The following is a 19,340-nucleotide window of genomic DNA, read 5'->3' on the forward strand; positions in this document are numbered from 1 at the left end:
AAAGTAAATTGCATAATACTTTTTATCTTTGTAATCACACTTTACTTTGTTGATGAATTCTATAGGGTATGGAATATAAAGCCAGATATATAACGGAGGATATAAAATTATCCTGTTATGAAGACAATTTTTTTAAGTCAGACATCATGTTCGACCAACATATGCTGGTATGGTTCCTTTCAGGGGAAACAAAAATCGTGCAATCAGACACCACCTATCACTTCAGTAAGGGTGATATTTTCCTGATCCCCAGAAATCAATTAGCTACGATCATCAATTATCCCAAAGACGGGCAACCTCATAAAACAGTAGTGATGCATTTATCCGTGGAAAGGCTCAGAGATTACTACCTAAACCTGAATGTCAGGCCCAAGGTCTTTAAGTCTCAAAAGATCTACTGCTTTAAGGACCATCCGTTGCTCGAAAGCTGTCTTGCGTCCTTGTTACCTTACTTTGAGATGAAAGAAATTCCACCGGATATCGCTTCCCTCAAGATTACCGAAGCTATCAGTATTCTCAGAGTCATGGACGAGAGTATCGACAATGTGTTGGCAAATTTTGAAGAGCCCGGTAAAATCAACCTGGCAGACTATATGGAAAAGAATTTCATGTTTAATTTACCAATGGAAAAATTCAGTTACCTTACAGGCCGGAGTCTGGCAACTTTTAAGAGGGATTTCAAAAAAGTATTCAATACCACTCCACAGCGGTGGCTTACAAGGAAACGGCTGGAACTGGCTCACTACCAGCTTGCCGAGAAAAAGAAGAAACCTATCGATGTTTGCTATGAAGTAGGTTTTGAAAACCTGTCGCATTTCTCTTTTGCCTTCAAAAAACAATTCGGCTACCCTCCTACCGGGTTGCTCAAATAAAGAGTACGCTGTTTCACATTGCATGGCCGGGCGCGGCATTCAGCGATATATTATACAATGGCAGGATATGGAATAACATACAGCATTCTCAATACATCAGAAGATGGATAGAAAGGAGGTAACGAATTACCGGAAATTTATAGTGTTTAACCCCGATTTGCATCAGCTTAATTGATTTTTAACCATCTTGTCGTCATATGATAATATAAAATACCATCCTTTGTCTCAGACATTAGCAGAATTTGTCTCACGAATAAAAACAGATACAAATGGACAAGATAAAGGTTGTGTTTTTCGCAGATATCTTAATTGGGGATTTTGACGGGGCTTCGAGAACTATGTTCCAGTTAATAGACAGAATCCCTTCCGACCAGTTCGATTTTTTATTCATATGCGGACTTGGACCGGATAAGATAGGGAATTTCAAGTGTATCCATGTCCCTACAATGGGTGTCCCCGGTAATAAAAGTTACAGGTTTGCCACACCCTTATTGCAAAAAACGGGATTAGATAAAGAACTACAAGATTTTTCTCCGGATGTTATTCATATCTCCACTCCTTCCCTATTGGGTAATTATGCTTTGAAGACCGCCAGGAGATTAGATATACCGGTAGTTACGATCTATCATACTCATTTTATAAGTTATGTTGATTATTATATAAAGAAATTCCCCTTATTGGTAGATTTTACCAAGCAACGGGTCAGAGATATGCTTCGAACCTTCTATAACCAGTGTGAAACGGTTTATGTCCCATCAACTTCAATCATAGAGGAGCTTGCTCATGAGGGAATAAATCCTAACCTAATGAAACTATGGGAAAGAGGCATCGACCGAAACATATTCTCCCCGGGCAAGAGAAATCCTGAACTAATGAGAGAACTTACAGGGAATGACTATCCTTGTATCTTGTTCGTAAGCAGGCTCGTTTGGGAGAAGAATTTACAAACAATGATCGAACTCTATCAATCAATAGAACAGCAAGGCCTCAAATATAACTTCATCATTATAGGTGAAGGTGTTGCAAGAGATGAAATTGAAGAACAGATGCCTAAAGCTGTATTTCTCGGCCATATGGGGCATGACAGGCTATCGGAGGTTTATGCCTCCGCTGATGTGTTTTTCTTCCCTTCGGTAACGGAAACCTTCGGTAATGTTGTACTTGAAGCGATGGCTTCAGGGCTTCCCTGCGTTATCGCAAATAAAGGTGGCAGCAAGGACTTTATCAAGGATGGATACAATGGGTTTAAATGCGCCCCATATGATGCAGATTCTTACCTGGAGTATATTGTGAAGATATTGGAAAATAGCAGATTAGCAAAACAATTGTCAGAAAATGCAGTGGAGACAAGTAAAAAATACGTCTGGGAAAATCTGGTCTCGGCATATTTTAATGATTTAAAATCATTAGCCTTCGATCTATATATAGCATAAGGATGAGAAGATTATTACAAACCTTACTTATTATCAGTATATGCATTTGCTTTGTCTTTTTTCTAAAAGGAACCAATATAAAGGAGTCTATTCTCCTGATAAGGCAGTTAGGCATCTATTCGGCTTTTATAATTATCTCTACTTTTCTGGCATATATTTCGGGTACATTAGGTTGGAAGTATTGCATCGATTGTCCTGATAGGTTCCCGCTCGTTAAATTATTTATGGTAAGACACATCGGCAATACGATCACATTGTTTAATCCAACAAGCGCAATAGCCGGGGAAATGTTTAATGCCAAAGCCCTGATCAAGGAAGGAATGAAAGAAGAAGAAGCTTACAAGTCAGTCTTGCTAAGCCGTATTCTTATGATATTGAGCCAGCTTACATTGCTAATCATATTAGTCTCCTGGTTTCTCTTTTTTCTTTCCGGCAGGTTCCCTTCCGATATTATATACCCGGTTTATATCTGTTTTTTTATACTGTTAGCGATGTTTCCGGTATTAATATGTTTCTTGTTAAAAGAAGAGCGCCATGCCAGGACTTCTCTTCCTGACAGAAAATGGAAGACGGTAATACTCCGTATTATCAAAATGCGGTCTCTGTTAGCCAGCTATATCCGTATGCGGCCCCAAAAAACAATATTGGCATTTCTATTATTCTCTGCCCACTGGATACTGGGATCTCTGGAATTATTTTTCATACTGTATTTCTTACAGTACAATGTAGATATTTTGGACGGCCTGTTCTTGGATACTATAATTATTGTTTTGAAATCAACCGTATCATTTATTCCCGGGCAATTAGGCATAGAGGAACTGATAAATAAGTTTGTCTTACATCTGATAGGAATATCTTCTCCCCACTTATGGTTATCGGTTTCCATTCTTAGACGAGCCCGGCAATTGTTCTGGAGTGGAATAGCTCTCATATTCTATCTGTATATAAGAAACAGGAAAAAGATATCCGAAAATCATGGAAATATTATTCGTGAGTCATAAATTTCCGCCATCAACTGGGGGAATGGAAAAACAATGTTACGAACTGGTAACGGGCATGGAGAAAAAGAGTAAAACCCATCGCCTTGTTTTTGACAGGAAAGGATCAAAATTCACATTCTTTTTAACATTAGGACGAAAGATAAAAAGAGTATGTAAAGAGAATCCCGGTATAAATATCATTTACTTTAATGATGCTCTCATAGCCTGCTTTTGCTCATTTCTGAATCTTCCAAAAAATATTGCATATGTAGTTACATTGCATGGGCTTGATGTAGTTTTCCCAAGTCGCTTATATCATAAATACATCCTTACCCGGCTCAACTATTACCATTGCCTGATTGCCGTAAGCAATGCGACTGCCCGGAAAGCAATTGATTCTGGGCTAGATCGGGACAAGATAACTGTCATCCCTAATGGCGTGGATATTTCGATGTTTCAGGAAATTCCGGAAGAAATATTTACAACCTGGCTATCTGAAAAAGGTATCTGTCTATCAAACAGAAAAATTTTGATGCTGCTGGGCAGACCTGTCAAACGAAAAGGTTTTTCATGGTTTGCCGGACATGTATTTCCGTTATTGAGGCAAGACCAATTCTATCTGATAATCGCAGGACCGTTTCATAACAAAATAAGATTACAGGAGAGGCTTATTTACATGCTTCCTGCAATATTCAGAAATAAACTAATGTTATTTTCGGGTTATTTTTCTGACGAAAAGTTATTGAGGAAAATCATATATAAATCCGAAAACATTAAACATTTGGGAAGATTATCCTATTCCGAGATCCAAATGCTTTTCAGTAGAGCTGAAGCCTTTTTGATGCCCAATATTGCAACAGATGGAGACATGGAAGGTTTTGGATTGGTATGTCTTGAAGCATCTGTCAACAAAGCACTGGTGCTGGCATCTGATATAGATGGTATTCCGGATGCTATTATCGATGGTAAGAACGGCTTTCTTTTACCATCAAATGATGCCGGAGCCTGGGCTGAAAAATTAAATTATATGATTGGGGAAAGGGAACATGAATCTTTCAATCAGTACAGGTCAGAATTCAGCTCATTTACAAGAGCAAACTTTAATTGGGAAAGAATGGTAAATGATTATTATAAAGTTTTTACAGGTTTAAAATCTAATATGAAGTAAACATATCCTAATTTATGCAAGGACCGGAACCATACAAAATCAACATAAAAAATCTGCTTTCTGAAAGGCTGGAAAAAAAACTTCCTGAAATAGTTATCAAACTTTTAAAAAAGATAGCACGGATAGATGATATAAATATACTTTTTGTAAATGCCAGGGGGAAGAAAAATCTTGATTTTATAGACTCGTGCATGGAGCAGCTCCGCTTCTCCTGCAATGTCATTGGAAAAGAATGCCTTCCGCCATCTGTCAGTAATGAGAAGTTAATCTTTGTCAGCAATCATCCTCAAGGTGGAGCCGAGGCTATTTGTATTGCCCATATATTAGGCCATCAATATAACGGTAATATCAAATTTTATGCAAATGAGTTTCTTACTGTTCTGGACCCTCTGAAAGAAATGTTTTTACCGATATACAGACATCAGAGACAGAATAGGGACAGTATTCATATGATAAAAGAATTTTACCGGTCGGACAGTCACTTGATAGTTTTCCCCGCAGGGGTAACGGCTTCCCGGTCAAAGAGGAAGATTGTAGATCATGAATGGCGCAAGAATTTCATAAAAGCGGCCATTGAGCATCATAGAAATGTTGTACCTCTATATTTTGAAGCCAGAAATTCAAACTTATTTTATAATATAGAGAACTTCCGTAAATGGATTCGGTCAAAAGTCAACTTTGAGGTATTGCTTTTTGCTAATGAGTTTTTTAAACAAAAGGGCAATTCATTTACACTATACATAGGAAAGCCTGTCTGCTGGCAAACATTTGATAAAAAGAAAGCCCACCAGGAGTGGGCTGACTGGATCAAATACCAAGTTTTTGATCTGCCTAACCAATATAGCAGGCAGCTATAACCAAACAAACTCTTCTCTTCTGTTTACCTGATTTCCGGATTCAGCTATTTTAGCCAGCAGGTCCGGATAATCCGTTATAATTCCGTTTCCTCCCGCGTTTTGATCTTTATCAGGGTCCGGGGTTGTCTACTTATCATAGTTATGGCCATCTTATCCGGCTGCCTGTCCCTGTTGTCGCTGTGGATACAAGCCTCAAACGGGACTTTAACCTCTTTACGGGCTTCCAGACTATCTATGCCGGCCATCGGTATCGAGACTGTGAAACCATCAATCTTATTTTCCGCATTGCGATTAAATACAATACTCCCACCATATTGAGGCAAGGCAAAAGTTTCTCCCTCAACATATTTCAGGTCGCATTCTCCTACTGAGGCTGTAATATTGAGAACCGTATCATTTACGATTGAAATAACAGCGTCCTCAGCAAGGCTGCCTTCCGGAAAGACATAGCGCCCTGTATAATCCTGCAAATCCGTTTTAACCTGAGCGTTCATTACCGGAAATGAAACCGATAATATAATAAATAAAAAGATCTTTTTCATTGCTGTATTATAATTTTAGAATCCTACTTTAATCTGTACCCCGTATTGACCGGGATTACCTCCCACAAATGTCGGCATGCCTATGGTATTGCCACTGTTTCCGGCATCAATAATGTATTTCTTATCAAAAGCATTCTTACCATAAGTGCTGAACTCACAATACAACTTATTCATTTTAAATCCAATTCCGGCTGTATAATTAAATAGTCCGTAACCCTTTTGGCTCAACAACTCTGTATTGTCATCCTCAAAATAGACCTTCGATTTATAAGAATATGCGGGACGTAAAAATATAGTTTGTCCGCCTTTCAATGGTATATTCGCATCGACCCCTAACGAAAAAGTATGTTTGGGGGTAAGCCGGAATCTATTCCCTGCATATTCCTGGGGATTCCCGTCTTCATCTTCGTTATTAAATTTGCCATCAATGTATGCGTAATTTGCAAACGCACTTAACTGAGGCATAAAATGATATCTCAAGCCCGTTTCAATGCCGAAACTATGAGCTTTACCTGCATCATTAGCCTGATATTGAGGTGTGAGGCTGCCTTCGATCGTCTTTAACGAAGTGGTCTGGAAATGATTCCAGTCATAATAAAACATGGTGAAATCATAGTTAAGCCTACCTCTGAACACATTCCCTTTTATTCCGGTTTCATAACTCCAGATAATTTCAGGTTGAAGATAAGTCGTTTCAGAAGGTAACACGCTAACGACGCCCGGACGCCTGCCCCGTGATACGCTTGCATAAATATTGTTCCGGTTAAACATATAGTTTAATGCCAAACGTCCGACATAAGAGAAATAGTCTTTTGATGCTGAGATTTTCCCGTCCGAAACAGGATTCAACAAATTAGGAGATTGATTCATCAGTTGTCCAAATATACTTGGCTGTGCTGAACCGGCCGATTCGTATGATCCTTTCTGATGTTCGTAACTTAATCTGATACCGCCGGTAAGTCCCAGCCTGGAAGTAATTTTATATGTGCCGTCGGCAAAAAACTCTGCCGCGTTATTTATACCTGTATTTTTAGACGTCTCCTCATGGTAAGCATTTATAGGATGATTGGAGAGCAAATCAATGGTTCCGATCAGTTGTTGCCGTGTCTCTAAAGGCAATTGCGCGAATATTTGCTCCAGTTTCAGAGGCATACCCATCTGAGCACTGAATACCTGTTCTAATGTAGTTCTGATATCGGGAATATTACTTACATAATTCGGCTTGCCATCTGTTAATGCAGGAATAGGAGGAAATAGCATATCGGCAATCCCCGCAACCTGCTCTTCAGACAAAAATCCTGTTGCCGCGAACTGGTCGGTCAGCATTTTTTTCAATACAGGAGAAATATAGGCCGGATATAAGCTTTGCTCATTAATACGCATCGGTACTTCCTGAGAATTGTTTTCGTAAAAATAACTCGCTCCGACAAAGCCTGAAAAATTATCCTTATTGTCATAATTAAAGCGGAATTCCTGACTTAGCTGTGTCCCTTTCGCTTTTTCCGACACCCAAAGAATAGGGGCTGCGGTACCATCCGCATCGAACGATTCGTCTGAGTTGAACGCACGAAATCCGGATATAGAAGAGAATTTCCAGTTTGGATCAAGTGTATGATCAATTAAGAGGCCGGCTCCTCCGACATTTCTTTTTATATAAAGATTTTTACCTTGTTCCAGGTCTGCCATCGTATTCGGGTCTGTATTTCCTCCGGCAGGGGCATACTGTCCGTTTTTGAAAGAAGTTCCGGGATAATTGTCCCGTTGATAGTCTAAAATAAGATCGGCAATTGTGTTTTCTCCACCAAACAACCGCGTAGAGTTCCTGACTGCCCAGGTACTTTTACCATTCAGATCACCACCCGAAAGATTCCTGATAAAACCGTCCCGGTCTTCATAATTGAATGAAAAGCGGTTTAACAATTTATCTTTTATTATGGGAGTATTTATAAATCCGGAAGCTAACTTCTGATTATGAGACCCGTATCCAAGAGTAACCTCTGCACCCAAAGTATTTACAGGTTTATGGCGCACGATGTGTAATGCCCCTATTTCCGCACCACGCCCAAAGAGTGTTCCCTGAGGACCTTTAACTACTTCTATCCGTTCCAGGTCGAACAACTCTACAGCTGACCCTCTGGATCGGGATATAGATATACCGTCCTGAAAAACAGAGACTCTGGGTTGCGACCGGGAATCTCCGTCGTCTGACGTTACCCCGCGGATCACATAACCTGGATTGTTGGGACTTTGCAATTGCATCTGCATACCCGGAATGTATTCCGACAATTCATCCAATTGCCTAACATTCAAGGCTGTCAGATTTTCGCCGGATAATGCGCTTACCGCAGCCGGGACTTCAATATTGCTCTGGCTCCTTTTTTGAGTAGTTACAACCACTTCATTCAGTAGTTGTGTATCTTCCTGTAAAGTCACCGCCATATTCTCGTTGGCTTGTATCTCTTTTGTAATATAGCCTAATAACGAAAAAACAAGGATATCCTGTTTTTTTACATTCGAAAGAGTGAACAGCCCTTCCTGATCGCTATTAACTCCGGTTCTGGTACCTTTAACTATAATACTGACTCCGGCTAAGACCTCTCCTTTATCATCTGTCATTTTTCCGGATATCCTGTTTTGTTGCGCACTAAGCGTTACATTAAAACAGATAATAAGTAGTAAACTGAATAATAAACTGGTAAGCTTCATAGCAAGTTTTTAATTTGTTTATATGCTTTTCTATATACAGTTCAAAGCAACATAAATACAGTTACCGGCAGGTGACCGGACTATTACAATTTTGCTAATATTTTACAAATGCAGTATTATACGATACTTAAAAACCAGGTTGCTATATAAAAAAATAAGCGACTAATCTCTAGCCGCTTATTCCGAGTTAAGTAGTGTTTTTTATTTAGGAAGTTCCTTTATCTGATAACTGCTGTTTTGAGTAAATACCCGTCCAAACATATCAGTTGCCCGAACTTCTATACGGTGTTCCCCTACCGGGAGATTACTTGGTATACTGGCACGCCACAAATGGCGGCATATCTGCGCGTTCGAAGGTCTTCTTACAGGTTTCACTTCGTCCGAATAATCCCAGTCCTGCATATAACGGTAATAGGCAGGATCATAATCATCTATTTTTGTCATTTTTGTCCATGGCCCTTCATCGACACGGTATTCTACACTGTCGTTATTTGATCCCATAAAGAAATTGGCATATATCCCCGATGTGATCCATCTTCCTTTATAAGGTACCACTTTGGGATTATATATAGATATCTGGTAATCGTCCGGCTGCCCGGCTACTTTATAGTCCAATGTATATTTGTCGCCTTTTATATTTACAATTGCATACCCCTGAGGCGTTCCGTCGCGCATTGTAGACGTTGGCAGGCCTTTAGCATTAAGTGCTCCTGAATACCAGTCTCCGCAGGAAGTTCCCACATTATATTCATGAATCGGTTTCTCTCTGTTCAACCCATCTTCTTTTCCGATAAAATTATGGGACTGAATGTGTGTATGGGCAGATAATACCAATACATTCGGATAGCTATTCAACAACGAGTACAATTGTTGCCTGTCTGTTTCCCTGAAGGCATCTTTGTCCCGCCTGTCTAATAGTGGTATATGCATACTGATAATTATAAGTTGATCCGGCCGTACAAATTTAAGATCGTTTTCTATAAATTTCAATTGATCTTCTCTCAATCCCCCCATATACTCCTTGCCTGTAACAGGGTTAGGATAAAGTATATCGTCCAGTACAATGTAATGCACTTTTCCATAATTGAAAGAATAGTTCGCCGGGCCAAAATTAGATTCAAATGTTTCGTCAGAGAATATATCTTCCTTGGCATCGTAATTCATATCATGATTACCAATGACGTTATACCAGGGTAATCCCATTTGTTTAATGGCCTTTTTGTATGATAAATGCAGATTCAGATTATCCCCTACAAGGTCTCCTAACGTAATGCCGAAGCTAAGTCCGCTTCTCTCTTTTGCCTCATTTACAATACCTTTTGTAAAATATTCCACTTCCTGTTCAGAATAGGTCTGAGAGTCACCAAAGATAAATGAAGAATAAACTTCCGGTTCATTGTATCTGATAAGGCCGAAGTCTATCGATTCCGGCAATTCGCCTGTCGGCTCTACTCCTTTATAAAAAGATGATGGCGACCCTTTAGGTTTATGTATATAGTAAGATTTCGGGAAGTTATATTCATTCGCAGGAATTTTATATCCGGCTGGTTTTATTACAAAGATGATATTATCATCACCTACAGGTAAATTATATTTACCTTCGGAATCTGTCAATACAACATCCGTTCCGTTCGATACGGCAACATTGGCGATCCCTTTTTCTTTTTTTTCTTTTTGTCCGTCGTTGTTTATGTCTTCAAATACATATCCTTTTGCTATTTGCTGTGCCGACAAATTAAATAAACTTGTCAATAAGAATGTAGTAAGTAATATTTTTTTCATAAAAACTGTTTGTTTTGTTATTTTAATAAAGATAATAATATTAATAAGGAAGTAAAAGATTCTAACTTACCCAGGTTCTCAGCATCATCCGACTGTAATAATTCGAGTTTTTCGCGGATAAGGGCAATCGTCTTTTTCGACTTATAGCTCACCGTTTTTTCATTCATATTCAATCTTTTTGCCGTTTCCTTGATAGACAATTCTTCTTTATATAAAAGAGTGAATATTTCTTGCAGAGTTTCAGGTAAGCCGGCAATAATAGAATTGATGATGCTATTGAACTCCGTTAGTTCAAAATCCTCATATACATGAGTATAAGAGGATATTTCCGATATCTCTGCAATCGAACGTTGTCCTTTAAGGGACAACAATCGTGTTGATGCCGCCCTTAGGTAATCGATCATCCTGAGATTGAACAGATGGAGCAGGAATCTCTTTGCCGAAGCATTTTCGTCTAATTTTACAATCTCGGGTTCTTCCCATAACAAAATCCAAAAATTTTGAGATATATCGTCTGCTATGTCCTCATCCCCGATTCTTCCTAAAGCCCAGTCATATAACCAATCTGAATATTTATTATAAAATTGATTATAAGCTTTTACATCCTTTTTTGCAATCGCTTCTAATAATTTTTTATCGAACATGAAACTTGAATGTTTAGATAATTGTATACAAATCTAAGAGCCCGGTATTACATTACAGTTACGAAAAAAATAATTATGAAAAATAAGTCGCAAATATTTGACAACATATACTAAAATACTATCAATATGAATATTACAAACTACTTTCACAAAGTAACAATAATGTAACCCGATTTCTGCCCGATTCGCTTCTTCTTATTTCGATTAATATATAGATGGCAGAAAATATAAAACAGAAATATAAAACAGAAATATAAAACGAATGAAAAAAAACGATCCGCTACTCTGGGTATCAATATTACTTCACCGATATTTCAAGGGAGAAGCCAATAACGAGGAAAAGAACATTGTAGAGAACTGGAATCCCGAAGATACTAAAAAGAGATTTCCTACAAACTCGTCTCAGGTGGAAGAAGGCAGCAAAAGGGTTAAGGAAAATATCTTCTTCACTCTAGGCCTGAATGTGGATAAACACGCAGACGAAAAGACTGCAAAAAGAGCAGGATATACAATAATTTACAGATATGCTGCGGTAGCTGTATTCTTTATTCTGGTTTTAGGGACAGGCCTATATATAACTTCTATTGGTAAGGGAAATAAGAGTTATCGGGAATATTTCCATGTTGATATACAACCTGTATATTATGAAACGGATTACTCAGAAATTAAACAAGTAACATTAAGTGACGGGTCTATTATCCATCTCAACGGAGGGACAAAACTCGGCATCAAAGAATCTGAATTCGGCAAACAAAAAAGAGAAGTCTGGTTAGTAGATGGAGAAGCATTCTTTGATGTGGCCAAAGATCCTGACAGGCCATTCATTATATACAGTAAAGATCTGCAGGTAAAAGTAAAAGGAACATCTTTCAATGTAAAGGCATACAATGGGCTAAAGGAACAAACCGTCTCGGTTCGTAGCGGAAAGGTAGAAGTAAGTAATGAACAGCAACTATTGGGCATGCTTACGACCAATGAACAAATAAATTACGACAGCTCCGTTGGTCGTTTTTCCAAGAATGTTTGCGATTACCAGAATGCGATGGCATGGATAGATGGCCGCGTAGTTCTGGAGAATGCCAATGCACAGGAGTTGGCAATCAGGCTCAGGCAAAAATTCAATGTAAGTTTGACAGGTTATGCTGATCTTCTTCAAGAAAGACGCGTAAATGCTATTTTTAATAGTGAAGCGACCCTTGAAGATATAATGAGCAACGTGTGTGCGCTATATAATGTGAAATATAAGATTAAGGATAAAGAGGTTCTTATCTACCGGTAAACTTCACCTTTTTTCATAATAACTATTTATGCCTTCTTTCAGAGGGCACAGGCGAAGCCTTGCTATATAACAAAGTAGAAATATTTACTAATTTATTGATCAATATGAAAAAATTGTTATTTATTTTATTTATTTATCTTCTCCAGTTCAGTCTTCCGGTTGATGCACTGGGACAGACTATCGGGGTTTCTTATCCCAAAGAGCTCTTGTCTGAACGTATCAATCGAATAAGTAAAGACAGCGGTTATACTATCAGTTTCGATTCTCAAAGTCTTGGGGGAATCAGCGTCCCGTCATTAACCATGAAAGGAGATGTAGAATCTGTTCTGAGCAGGAGTCTGGAACTGACGGCTTTCAGGCATAAAAAAGTAGCTGATAAGTCGTATATAATTATACAGAGTAATCCGGCTACGGCTACATCGCAAGGTAAACATTCTCTATCCGGCCTGGTATCTGACAAAGAGGGTGAACCGTTAATCGGCGTCAGCGTAGGAGTAAAAGGAAGTGGAAAAGGAACCCAAACAGATGAAAAAGGGCTTTATTCTTTATCCGGCATATCTGAATCCGACATTTTGATTTTCAGATACGTTGGCTTTGAGACAAAAGAAATTGGTGTCGCGGCTAAACAAACAATCAATGTTATACTAGAGGAATCGCAGAAATCGTTGAATGAAGTAATTGTTATCGGTTACGGTGTTGCCCGTAAAAAGGACTTGACAGGTTCTATTTCATCTCTGGATGGTGCAGATATAACAAGCCGTCAGAATCCTCAGGCTTCTATGGCTCTGCAAGGAGTTATTCCCGGAGTTACGGTTACCCGTTCCAGTTCGGCCCCGGGGGCAGGAGCGGATATACGGGTGCGCGGGATTACATCTATGCGTAATAACGGCCCGCTTATCATAGTCGATGGAGTTGCCGCGAACAGTATCAACGATGTAAATCCTTACGATATTGAAGACCTGACTGTTTTGAAAGACGCTGCATCGGCCTCTATATACGGCGCGCGGGCAGCTTCCGGAGTTATTCTCATAACTACCAAGAGAGGTTCGAGACAGGATATCAATATCGATTACAATTATAGCTATTCTATGGACTTTGCCAGTGACATGCCTGATTATGCGGACGCGGTAACGTATATGAAGATTGCCAACGAGCGGGAATGGAATGGTTCCGGGGCCGCATCCGGAGTCGGAGAATATAGTATCTACGCTAAAGACCTGATAGATAATTACTGGACGTTGAACAAACAGGACCCGAATAAATATCCTAATACCAACTGGACAGACCTTATCCTGAAAAAGTATGCCCCCCGCCAAAGCCATCAGGTAGGCATAACAGCCGGAAACACCCGATACCAGACCAAGGTAGGGATAGGATACGACAAAGTGGACGGGCTTTTCGAAAATAATCTTTCCTGGGATAGGGTTACTTTGCGTGTCAATAATGATATTACGATAAATAATTGGCTGAGTACAAGCATTGATGCCAACCTGAAGAAAACATCGTCAATCAATCCGGCATACAGCCCGTCCACGCAAATGAGATACGCCGCTTCGGTGTATGCCGGAGTATACACTGACGGCCGGCTGGCAGGAGGAAAAGACGGAACTAACCCTTACGGGAAGATGAGGGATGGCGGAGATTCGAAGTCCGATGCTTATCTGGCCAGTATCAAGGCTAGCATTACTCTGAAGCCAATGGAAGGGATGTCTATTACCGGTATTTTTGCTCCTACATACAATTTCTCAAAAGATAAGACATTCACAAAGCAGGTGAAATATTATACCAGTTTTGAAGAAGAGCTTCCGACAGGCATTATGGATGGCACCAAGACAATGTCTCTTACCGAAAACCGGAACGACAGTCACTCTATCAACTCGCAAATATTTGTGAACTATCTGAAAGGAATAGACAAACATAACATCAATACAATGCTTGGCTATGAAGACTACTATTATTTCAATGAGTCTTTATTGGCCGCCCGCGATCAGTATCAACTGGCATACTATCCTTATTTAAATGCTGGTCCCGAAACATTGCAGACTAACAAGGGTGATGCCTACGAAAATGCCTATCGTTCCTTTTTCGGGCGATTAATGTACAATTGGGATCAGAAATATTATTTCCAATTCAATCTACGCCATGACGGCTCATCACGTTTTCACAAAGACCACCGTTGGGGAACATTCCCTTCCCTGTCAGCTGCATGGATTGCGAGTGAGGAGGCTTTTATAAAAAGGATTCCGGTAATATCAATGCTCAAATTCAGAGGTTCGTGGGGACAATTAGGGGATGAACGTATCGGTAACTATACCTATCAGTCTTATATGAAATTCAACAATCCAACTCTTTATGCAGGAGATATTCCAAGTTCTGTTCAGGGAGCCTCTGCAGATCAATATGCAATAAAAGAAAATACTTGGGAAACCACGACTACTGCCGATATCGGGCTTGACTTATACTTATTGAATAACCGCTTGCAATTCACCGGGGACTATTATTGGAAAAATACTAAGGACATGCTCATCGCAGTAGATATACCAAACTTTATGGGTTTTTCAGACCCCTATCAGAATATTGGCAAAATGAGAACCAAAGGATGGGAAATAGAACTGGGCTGGAATGATAAGATCGACCAATTCAGTTATGGGATAAGTTTTAACTTATACGACTATAAGTCTGTAATGGGCTACCTGAAGAATACCCGTGACTACGACAGTGATAACTGGACTATAATAACAGAGGGTTCTGAATATCTTTCTTATTACGGATACCTGAGCGATGGAATTTACCATAAGGGTGATGACCTGGGTGCCGTTACTTCTTCTGTAGTTGGCCCGGGCGATATCCGTTACAAAGACATTAGCGGACCGGAAGGGGTGCCTGATGGGAAAATTTCGGCAGATTATGATCGTGTTGTTATCGGTTCGTCCCTTCCCAGATTCAATTACGGAGGAAATCTGAGCCTCGCTTATAAAGGTCTCGACTTTCTGCTGACTTTTCAGGGCGTTGGTAAAAAGGATGCTATATTGACCGATCAGATGGCACAGCCCGTACGCGCCGACTGGTATAATGTGCCTGAAATTATATTAGGTAAATACTGGAGTAATTACAATACCGACGAGCAAAATCTCAGGGCTCAATATCCACGTATAATGCGGGATACAAATGCTAATAATTATGCGGCATCTGACTTCTGGTTATTCGATGGCTCATACTTCCGCATTAAAAATATAACATTAGGCTATACTTTGCCTAAACAACTAATCAGTAAAATTTCAGCAAACAGGCTGCGGGTATATGCAAATATACAGGACTTCCTCACCATCAGCCATTATCCCAAAGGCTGGGACCCGGAAGTAAGTACGACAGGTTATCCAATAACCAAATCAATAACATTCGGAGCATCAATACAATTCTAAATTAATATTCTATAAAACGAAAACTGATAGATTATGAAATTAAAAAAATTATATATCCCAATTCTTGGAATATCCTCTTTACTTTTTTCCGCATGCCACGATTTGGATTTGCAACCACTATCTCAGGCATCGAGTGAAACATGGTTTACAGACGGGCCACAGGTAGAGATGGCTTTAAATACTCTTTATCTGCATCAGTTCTGGCCTATGTTTAAATGCGACTGGGGTGAAACAGCCATCATGTCTTTAGACGAAGCATCGGATGACTGGATGAATCGTACAACTTTGGTTCCGCTTACTAATGGGACATTAAACGGGGACAATTCCACTTTCTTAAAAAACACGTGGAGTTATTCGTATAAAGCAGTCAGTAGGGCAAATACTATTCTTGAGAATATTGAGAGGTCAAAAGCAAATGTATCGGCGGAACACTATGAAAGGTATATTGCAGATGCCCGTTTTGTACGGGCGTGTATGTACTCCCGCCTGATAAGCCGTTTTGGGAATGTTGTGTATTATTCACAAAATATGGAACTGGAAGATGCTTATCATGCAGGAAAAACAGATAAAGACGAAATACTGAAATACATTTACCAAGACTTTGACTATGCCGCAGAAAGGCTTCCGGTTGAATATGCTTCTTCCGAAGTCAAAAGAGCTACTAAAGGGGCTGCATATGCGATGAAAGCGCGCGTTGCGTTGTTCTTTCAAGATTATGAAACTGCAAAAACTGCGACAAAGAAGTGTATAGACCTAAACTATTACAGCCTTTATTCCGATTTCGGCGAATTGTTCAAAAGTAAAACGAAAAATTCAAAGGAAACAGTCTTTGGCATACCCCGCGATATTGCCTACAATTCGGCTATTCCGGCAAATGGAGTGAAACCGTACCTCAGCCGCAATGTAACATCACCTTCGGCCACGGCACAACCTTCCTGGGACTTATTCTGCTCTTTTTTATGCACCGATGGCAAAACGATTGACGAATCTCCATTATATAATCCAAACGAGCCTTTCAAAAACAGGGATCCCCGATGCAGCTATACAATCGTAGAGTTCGATTCTAACTATTTCGGTTATAATTATACCGTACATCCGGATTCGGCTCAATGCTGGAATTATAATCTAGCACAGTTTGTACCCAACAAAGATTCCAAAGCGGGAGACCAGTATGCCTCTTACAATGGACTGATGCTGCGCAAAGGTATAGATGAAGACTGGGGCGACGACTTCTTTGCCAATAATGATAAACTGATAATGAGATATGCCGATGTATTATTGATGTATGCCGAAGCCAAAATAGAGCTGGGTGATATAGACCAATCCGTTCTGGACGCTATGAATATGGTTCGAGCCCGGGCATACAAAGTGGCTTACACTTCGAATAATTATCCGAAAATAACAGAAACGGATAAAAGCAAGCTGCGCCGGATTTTAAGGATAGAAAGACGGATGGAATTTGCATTCGAAGCCCTTCGTTACGATGACATTATCCGCTGGAAGATTGCAGAAACTGTAATGAACAGGCCCAATTACGGGCTTCCTACGTCTGTTACCGACTGTAAGAAACTCGTTACTTCGCAACTCTGGTTTTTTGGAGGAATTCCGGAGATAGATGAAAATGGTTGTCCGGATTTCTCCAAGATGAATAACATATCGAAATACAGGGTGTTGAGTAAGCGTGTTTTCGATGCACAAAAGAACTATTTATGGCCTATTCCGGCATCGGAAATACTAATTAATCCCGCTTTGGGGAATAATCCGAACTATTAATGTAAACAAGTATGCAAATGGAGACATATAATAAATTCAGGTTCTTAATAATTCTTATCGCATTGTTTATTACATCGTGTGATAAGTCAGAAGCTCAGATAGATTCTCAGGACGGTAAGGGAAATAATCCGGGTATTACAAACGAAGGTTATGTACGTAGCGCTCAAACGGGTGTTGCCAATGTTGTGGTAACAGATGGAACTAATTTTGCAGTGACAGATAAAGACGGTAAATATATATTGCCATATAACACTTCGGCATCGCTTATATACCTGTCCTCGCCGGCAGGATATACAGTCCCTGTAGAAAACAGTGTCCCTAAGTTTTGGATAAATATAAGGAATGTAGCGGATAGGAAAGCGATCAACTTTGAGCTTATAAAGTCCCCGGCATCAGACCAGAATCATTATTTTATCGCAGTCGGAGATCCTCAGGTAAGAAATACCAAAGAGCTTAATCTGTTGAAACCCATTTTATCCGAAATGGCAAATAATATAGATAAGAATAAACTAAACCCTGTCCATTTGATGGTAGTAGGAGATATTGTGTTCGACACGCCCAATATGCATGATGAAAGTAAGATGTATTTTTCAGTCCTAAAGCAGCCCGTATATTACGCGATCGGCAATCATGACCATCTGAAAACGACTACGACTTCTATTCTGAACGACCGTACTTCAGATTCAACTTATATCCGGCACTATGGCCCTACTTACTATTCTTTTAACAAAGGACAAGTCCACTATATTGCACTGGACAATATTCTTTTTGAAGGAGGCCCCGATACGAAATACAGCGTTGGCTTTACACAAGAACAACTCGATTGGGTGAAAAAAGACCTTTCTTACGTATCAAAAGATAAAGCTTTGGTAGTCATGTTCCATGCGCCCTCAATGTCCAGATTTCAGGAATCTTACGGCAATAGTGCCGATTTGCATAAGCTACTGGCCGGATATGCCAATGTCCATTTGCTGAGCGGACATACACATTATAATTCGGTAATGGATAATGGCGCCGGAATTATAGAACATATGGTAGGTGCTGCATGCGGTGGCTTCTGGGAAGGTCCGGTATGTCTGGACGGAACGAATCTTGGATACAAAGTTTTTAAAGTGAACGGAACTGAGATACAATGGGAATACAGGGATTACTTAAATCCGGATGATCAATTTTCAGTTTTCAAACCGGGTGAAGCAAGGCCTGATCTGGCTCCGGCATCGAATGAATTGCTTGTCAATGTATGGGACTGGGATACAAACTGGAAAGTCAGCTACTCCGAAGACAATGGAAAGACATACAAAGTGATGCCCCGCTACAATGAACAAAACCGCGTCTATGATCCATTATCTCTCACATACTTTGGCATAAAAGGGGATAATACTGTTCCCGGCAGGACCTGGATCGGGGCAAGCAAAACAGACCACATTTTTACAATGATTCCATCTGAAGGTGTATCAAAGGTAATTATCAAGGCAGAAAGCCGGTTCAAGACTTATATCAAAGAGGTTGTGTTGTAAAAAACAACCTATATCAGAATATTTCTGATTTAATGTGATTATAAAATAAGGATAGTAAATTTGTATACTATCCTTATTTTACTTATTTGGTTCTTTTTTATTTTTTACTGTATTTCTCCATACTTTTTACCTTGGTCTATTGCATATTAATAACTGTTTTCTTCATCCTCTGACATGATTTACCCTGAATTAGTTATTCGTTTTAACAAAATATCCATATATTTGCAAAACAATTTTAATATTAACGAAAATATAAAGCCCAATACTTAACTTCATTTTTGTTGTTTTTATATCTTTTTTCATATCATATAATTGCCCGATCTAAAGTGATTGAGTTCTTTATCAAAAAATGTACTTCAATATTA

General features: G+C 39.5%; 13 protein-coding genes. 9 read left to right on the plus strand and 4 right to left on the minus strand.

Annotated elements, in window-relative coordinates; all coding sequences use genetic code 11:
* Positions 1–68: 68 nt before the first annotated feature.
* From ACFO6W_RS02335 to ACFO6W_RS02355, 5 genes are all read left to right on the plus strand, one after another.
* On the plus strand, positions 69–872 hold the full coding sequence (locus tag ACFO6W_RS02335) for a helix-turn-helix domain-containing protein (RefSeq protein ID WP_379993699.1): 804 nt from the start codon (positions 69–71) through the stop codon (positions 870–872).
* A 269-nt stretch (positions 873–1,141) separates the two neighbouring features.
* Positions 1,142–2,305 (plus strand): glycosyltransferase family 4 protein, encoded by a 1,164-nt coding sequence (locus tag ACFO6W_RS02340; RefSeq protein WP_379993701.1) that lies wholly within the window; start codon positions 1,142–1,144, stop codon positions 2,303–2,305.
* 2 nt (positions 2,306–2,307) lie between these two features.
* A complete protein-coding gene (locus tag ACFO6W_RS02345; RefSeq protein ID WP_379993703.1) occupies positions 2,308–3,306 on the plus strand; it encodes a lysylphosphatidylglycerol synthase transmembrane domain-containing protein in 999 nt (332 codons plus the stop codon).
* A complete protein-coding gene (locus tag ACFO6W_RS02350) occupies positions 3,281–4,453 on the plus strand; it encodes a glycosyltransferase family 4 protein (RefSeq protein ID WP_379993704.1) in 1,173 nt (390 codons plus the stop codon). The genes ACFO6W_RS02345 and ACFO6W_RS02350 overlap by 26 nt, the downstream gene beginning before the upstream one ends.
* Positions 4,454–4,467: 14 nt before the next feature.
* Positions 4,468–5,310 (plus strand): 1-acyl-sn-glycerol-3-phosphate acyltransferase, encoded by an 843-nt coding sequence (locus tag ACFO6W_RS02355; protein WP_379993706.1) that lies wholly within the window; start codon positions 4,468–4,470, stop codon positions 5,308–5,310.
* Between the two features lie 74 nt (positions 5,311–5,384).
* On the opposite strand, the gene ACFO6W_RS02360 is transcribed toward ACFO6W_RS02355, so the two are convergent.
* The 4 genes from ACFO6W_RS02360 to ACFO6W_RS02375 form a co-directional block, all read right to left on the minus strand.
* Positions 5,385–5,852: a hypothetical protein gene (locus ACFO6W_RS02360; RefSeq protein ID WP_379993707.1), complete on the minus strand. Its 468-nt coding sequence runs from the start codon at positions 5,850–5,852 to the stop codon at positions 5,385–5,387.
* A 15-nt stretch (positions 5,853–5,867) separates the two neighbouring features.
* A complete protein-coding gene (locus tag ACFO6W_RS02365; RefSeq protein WP_379993708.1) occupies positions 5,868–8,558 on the minus strand; it encodes a TonB-dependent receptor in 2,691 nt (896 codons plus the stop codon).
* 201 nt (positions 8,559–8,759) lie between these two features.
* Positions 8,760–10,340 (minus strand): calcineurin-like phosphoesterase C-terminal domain-containing protein, encoded by a 1,581-nt coding sequence (locus ACFO6W_RS02370; RefSeq protein ID WP_379993709.1) that lies wholly within the window; start codon positions 10,338–10,340, stop codon positions 8,760–8,762.
* Between the two features lie 17 nt (positions 10,341–10,357).
* On the minus strand, positions 10,358–10,984 hold the full coding sequence (locus ACFO6W_RS02375; protein WP_379993710.1) for an RNA polymerase sigma factor: 627 nt from the start codon (positions 10,982–10,984) through the stop codon (positions 10,358–10,360).
* A gap of 262 nt (positions 10,985–11,246) precedes the next feature.
* Between ACFO6W_RS02375 and ACFO6W_RS02380 the strand changes: the two genes are divergently transcribed.
* The 4 genes from ACFO6W_RS02380 (at position 11,247) to ACFO6W_RS02395 (ending at position 18,975) form a co-directional block, all read left to right on the plus strand.
* Positions 11,247–12,263, plus strand: a complete 1,017-nt coding sequence (locus ACFO6W_RS02380; RefSeq protein ID WP_379993711.1) for a FecR family protein — start codon at positions 11,247–11,249, stop codon at positions 12,261–12,263.
* A gap of 104 nt (positions 12,264–12,367) precedes the next feature.
* On the plus strand, positions 12,368–15,685 hold the full coding sequence (locus tag ACFO6W_RS02385; protein ID WP_379993712.1) for a SusC/RagA family TonB-linked outer membrane protein: 3,318 nt from the start codon (positions 12,368–12,370) through the stop codon (positions 15,683–15,685).
* A 33-nt stretch (positions 15,686–15,718) separates the two neighbouring features.
* A complete protein-coding gene (locus tag ACFO6W_RS02390; protein WP_379993713.1) occupies positions 15,719–17,458 on the plus strand; it encodes a RagB/SusD family nutrient uptake outer membrane protein in 1,740 nt (579 codons plus the stop codon).
* Between the two features lie 17 nt (positions 17,459–17,475).
* Positions 17,476–18,975, plus strand: a complete 1,500-nt coding sequence (locus ACFO6W_RS02395; protein WP_379993714.1) for a calcineurin-like phosphoesterase C-terminal domain-containing protein — start codon at positions 17,476–17,478, stop codon at positions 18,973–18,975.
* Positions 18,976–19,340: the final 365 nt, after the last annotated feature.

Source organism: Dysgonomonas termitidis (assembly GCF_042654545.1).
GTDB lineage: Bacteria > Bacteroidota > Bacteroidia > Bacteroidales > Dysgonomonadaceae > Dysgonomonas > Dysgonomonas termitidis.

Bases quoted from the DNA above. Each gene is read 5' to 3' on its own strand.
- ACFO6W_RS02345 (WP_379993703.1), top strand. From the start codon at position 2,308: ATGAGAAGATTATTACAAACCTTACTTATTATCAGTATATGCATTTGC.
- ACFO6W_RS02360 (WP_379993707.1), bottom strand. From the start codon at position 5,852: ATGAAAAAGATCTTTTTATTTATTATATTATCGGTTTCATTTCCGGTA.
- ACFO6W_RS02350 (WP_379993704.1), top strand. From the start codon at position 3,281: ATGGAAATATTATTCGTGAGTCATAAATTTCCGCCATCAACTGGGGGA.
- ACFO6W_RS02335 (WP_379993699.1), top strand. From the start codon at position 69: ATGGAATATAAAGCCAGATATATAACGGAGGATATAAAATTATCCTGT.
- ACFO6W_RS02355 (WP_379993706.1), top strand. From the start codon at position 4,468: ATGCAAGGACCGGAACCATACAAAATCAACATAAAAAATCTGCTTTCT.
- ACFO6W_RS02395 (WP_379993714.1), top strand. From the start codon at position 17,476: ATGGAGACATATAATAAATTCAGGTTCTTAATAATTCTTATCGCATTG.
- ACFO6W_RS02375 (WP_379993710.1), bottom strand. From the start codon at position 10,984: ATGTTCGATAAAAAATTATTAGAAGCGATTGCAAAAAAGGATGTAAAA.
- ACFO6W_RS02380 (WP_379993711.1), top strand. From the start codon at position 11,247: ATGAAAAAAAACGATCCGCTACTCTGGGTATCAATATTACTTCACCGA.
- ACFO6W_RS02340 (WP_379993701.1), top strand. From the start codon at position 1,142: ATGGACAAGATAAAGGTTGTGTTTTTCGCAGATATCTTAATTGGGGAT.
- ACFO6W_RS02370 (WP_379993709.1), bottom strand. From the start codon at position 10,340: ATGAAAAAAATATTACTTACTACATTCTTATTGACAAGTTTATTTAAT.
- ACFO6W_RS02365 (WP_379993708.1), bottom strand. From the start codon at position 8,558: ATGAAGCTTACCAGTTTATTATTCAGTTTACTACTTATTATCTGTTTT.
- ACFO6W_RS02385 (WP_379993712.1), top strand. From the start codon at position 12,368: ATGAAAAAATTGTTATTTATTTTATTTATTTATCTTCTCCAGTTCAGT.
- ACFO6W_RS02390 (WP_379993713.1), top strand. From the start codon at position 15,719: ATGAAATTAAAAAAATTATATATCCCAATTCTTGGAATATCCTCTTTA.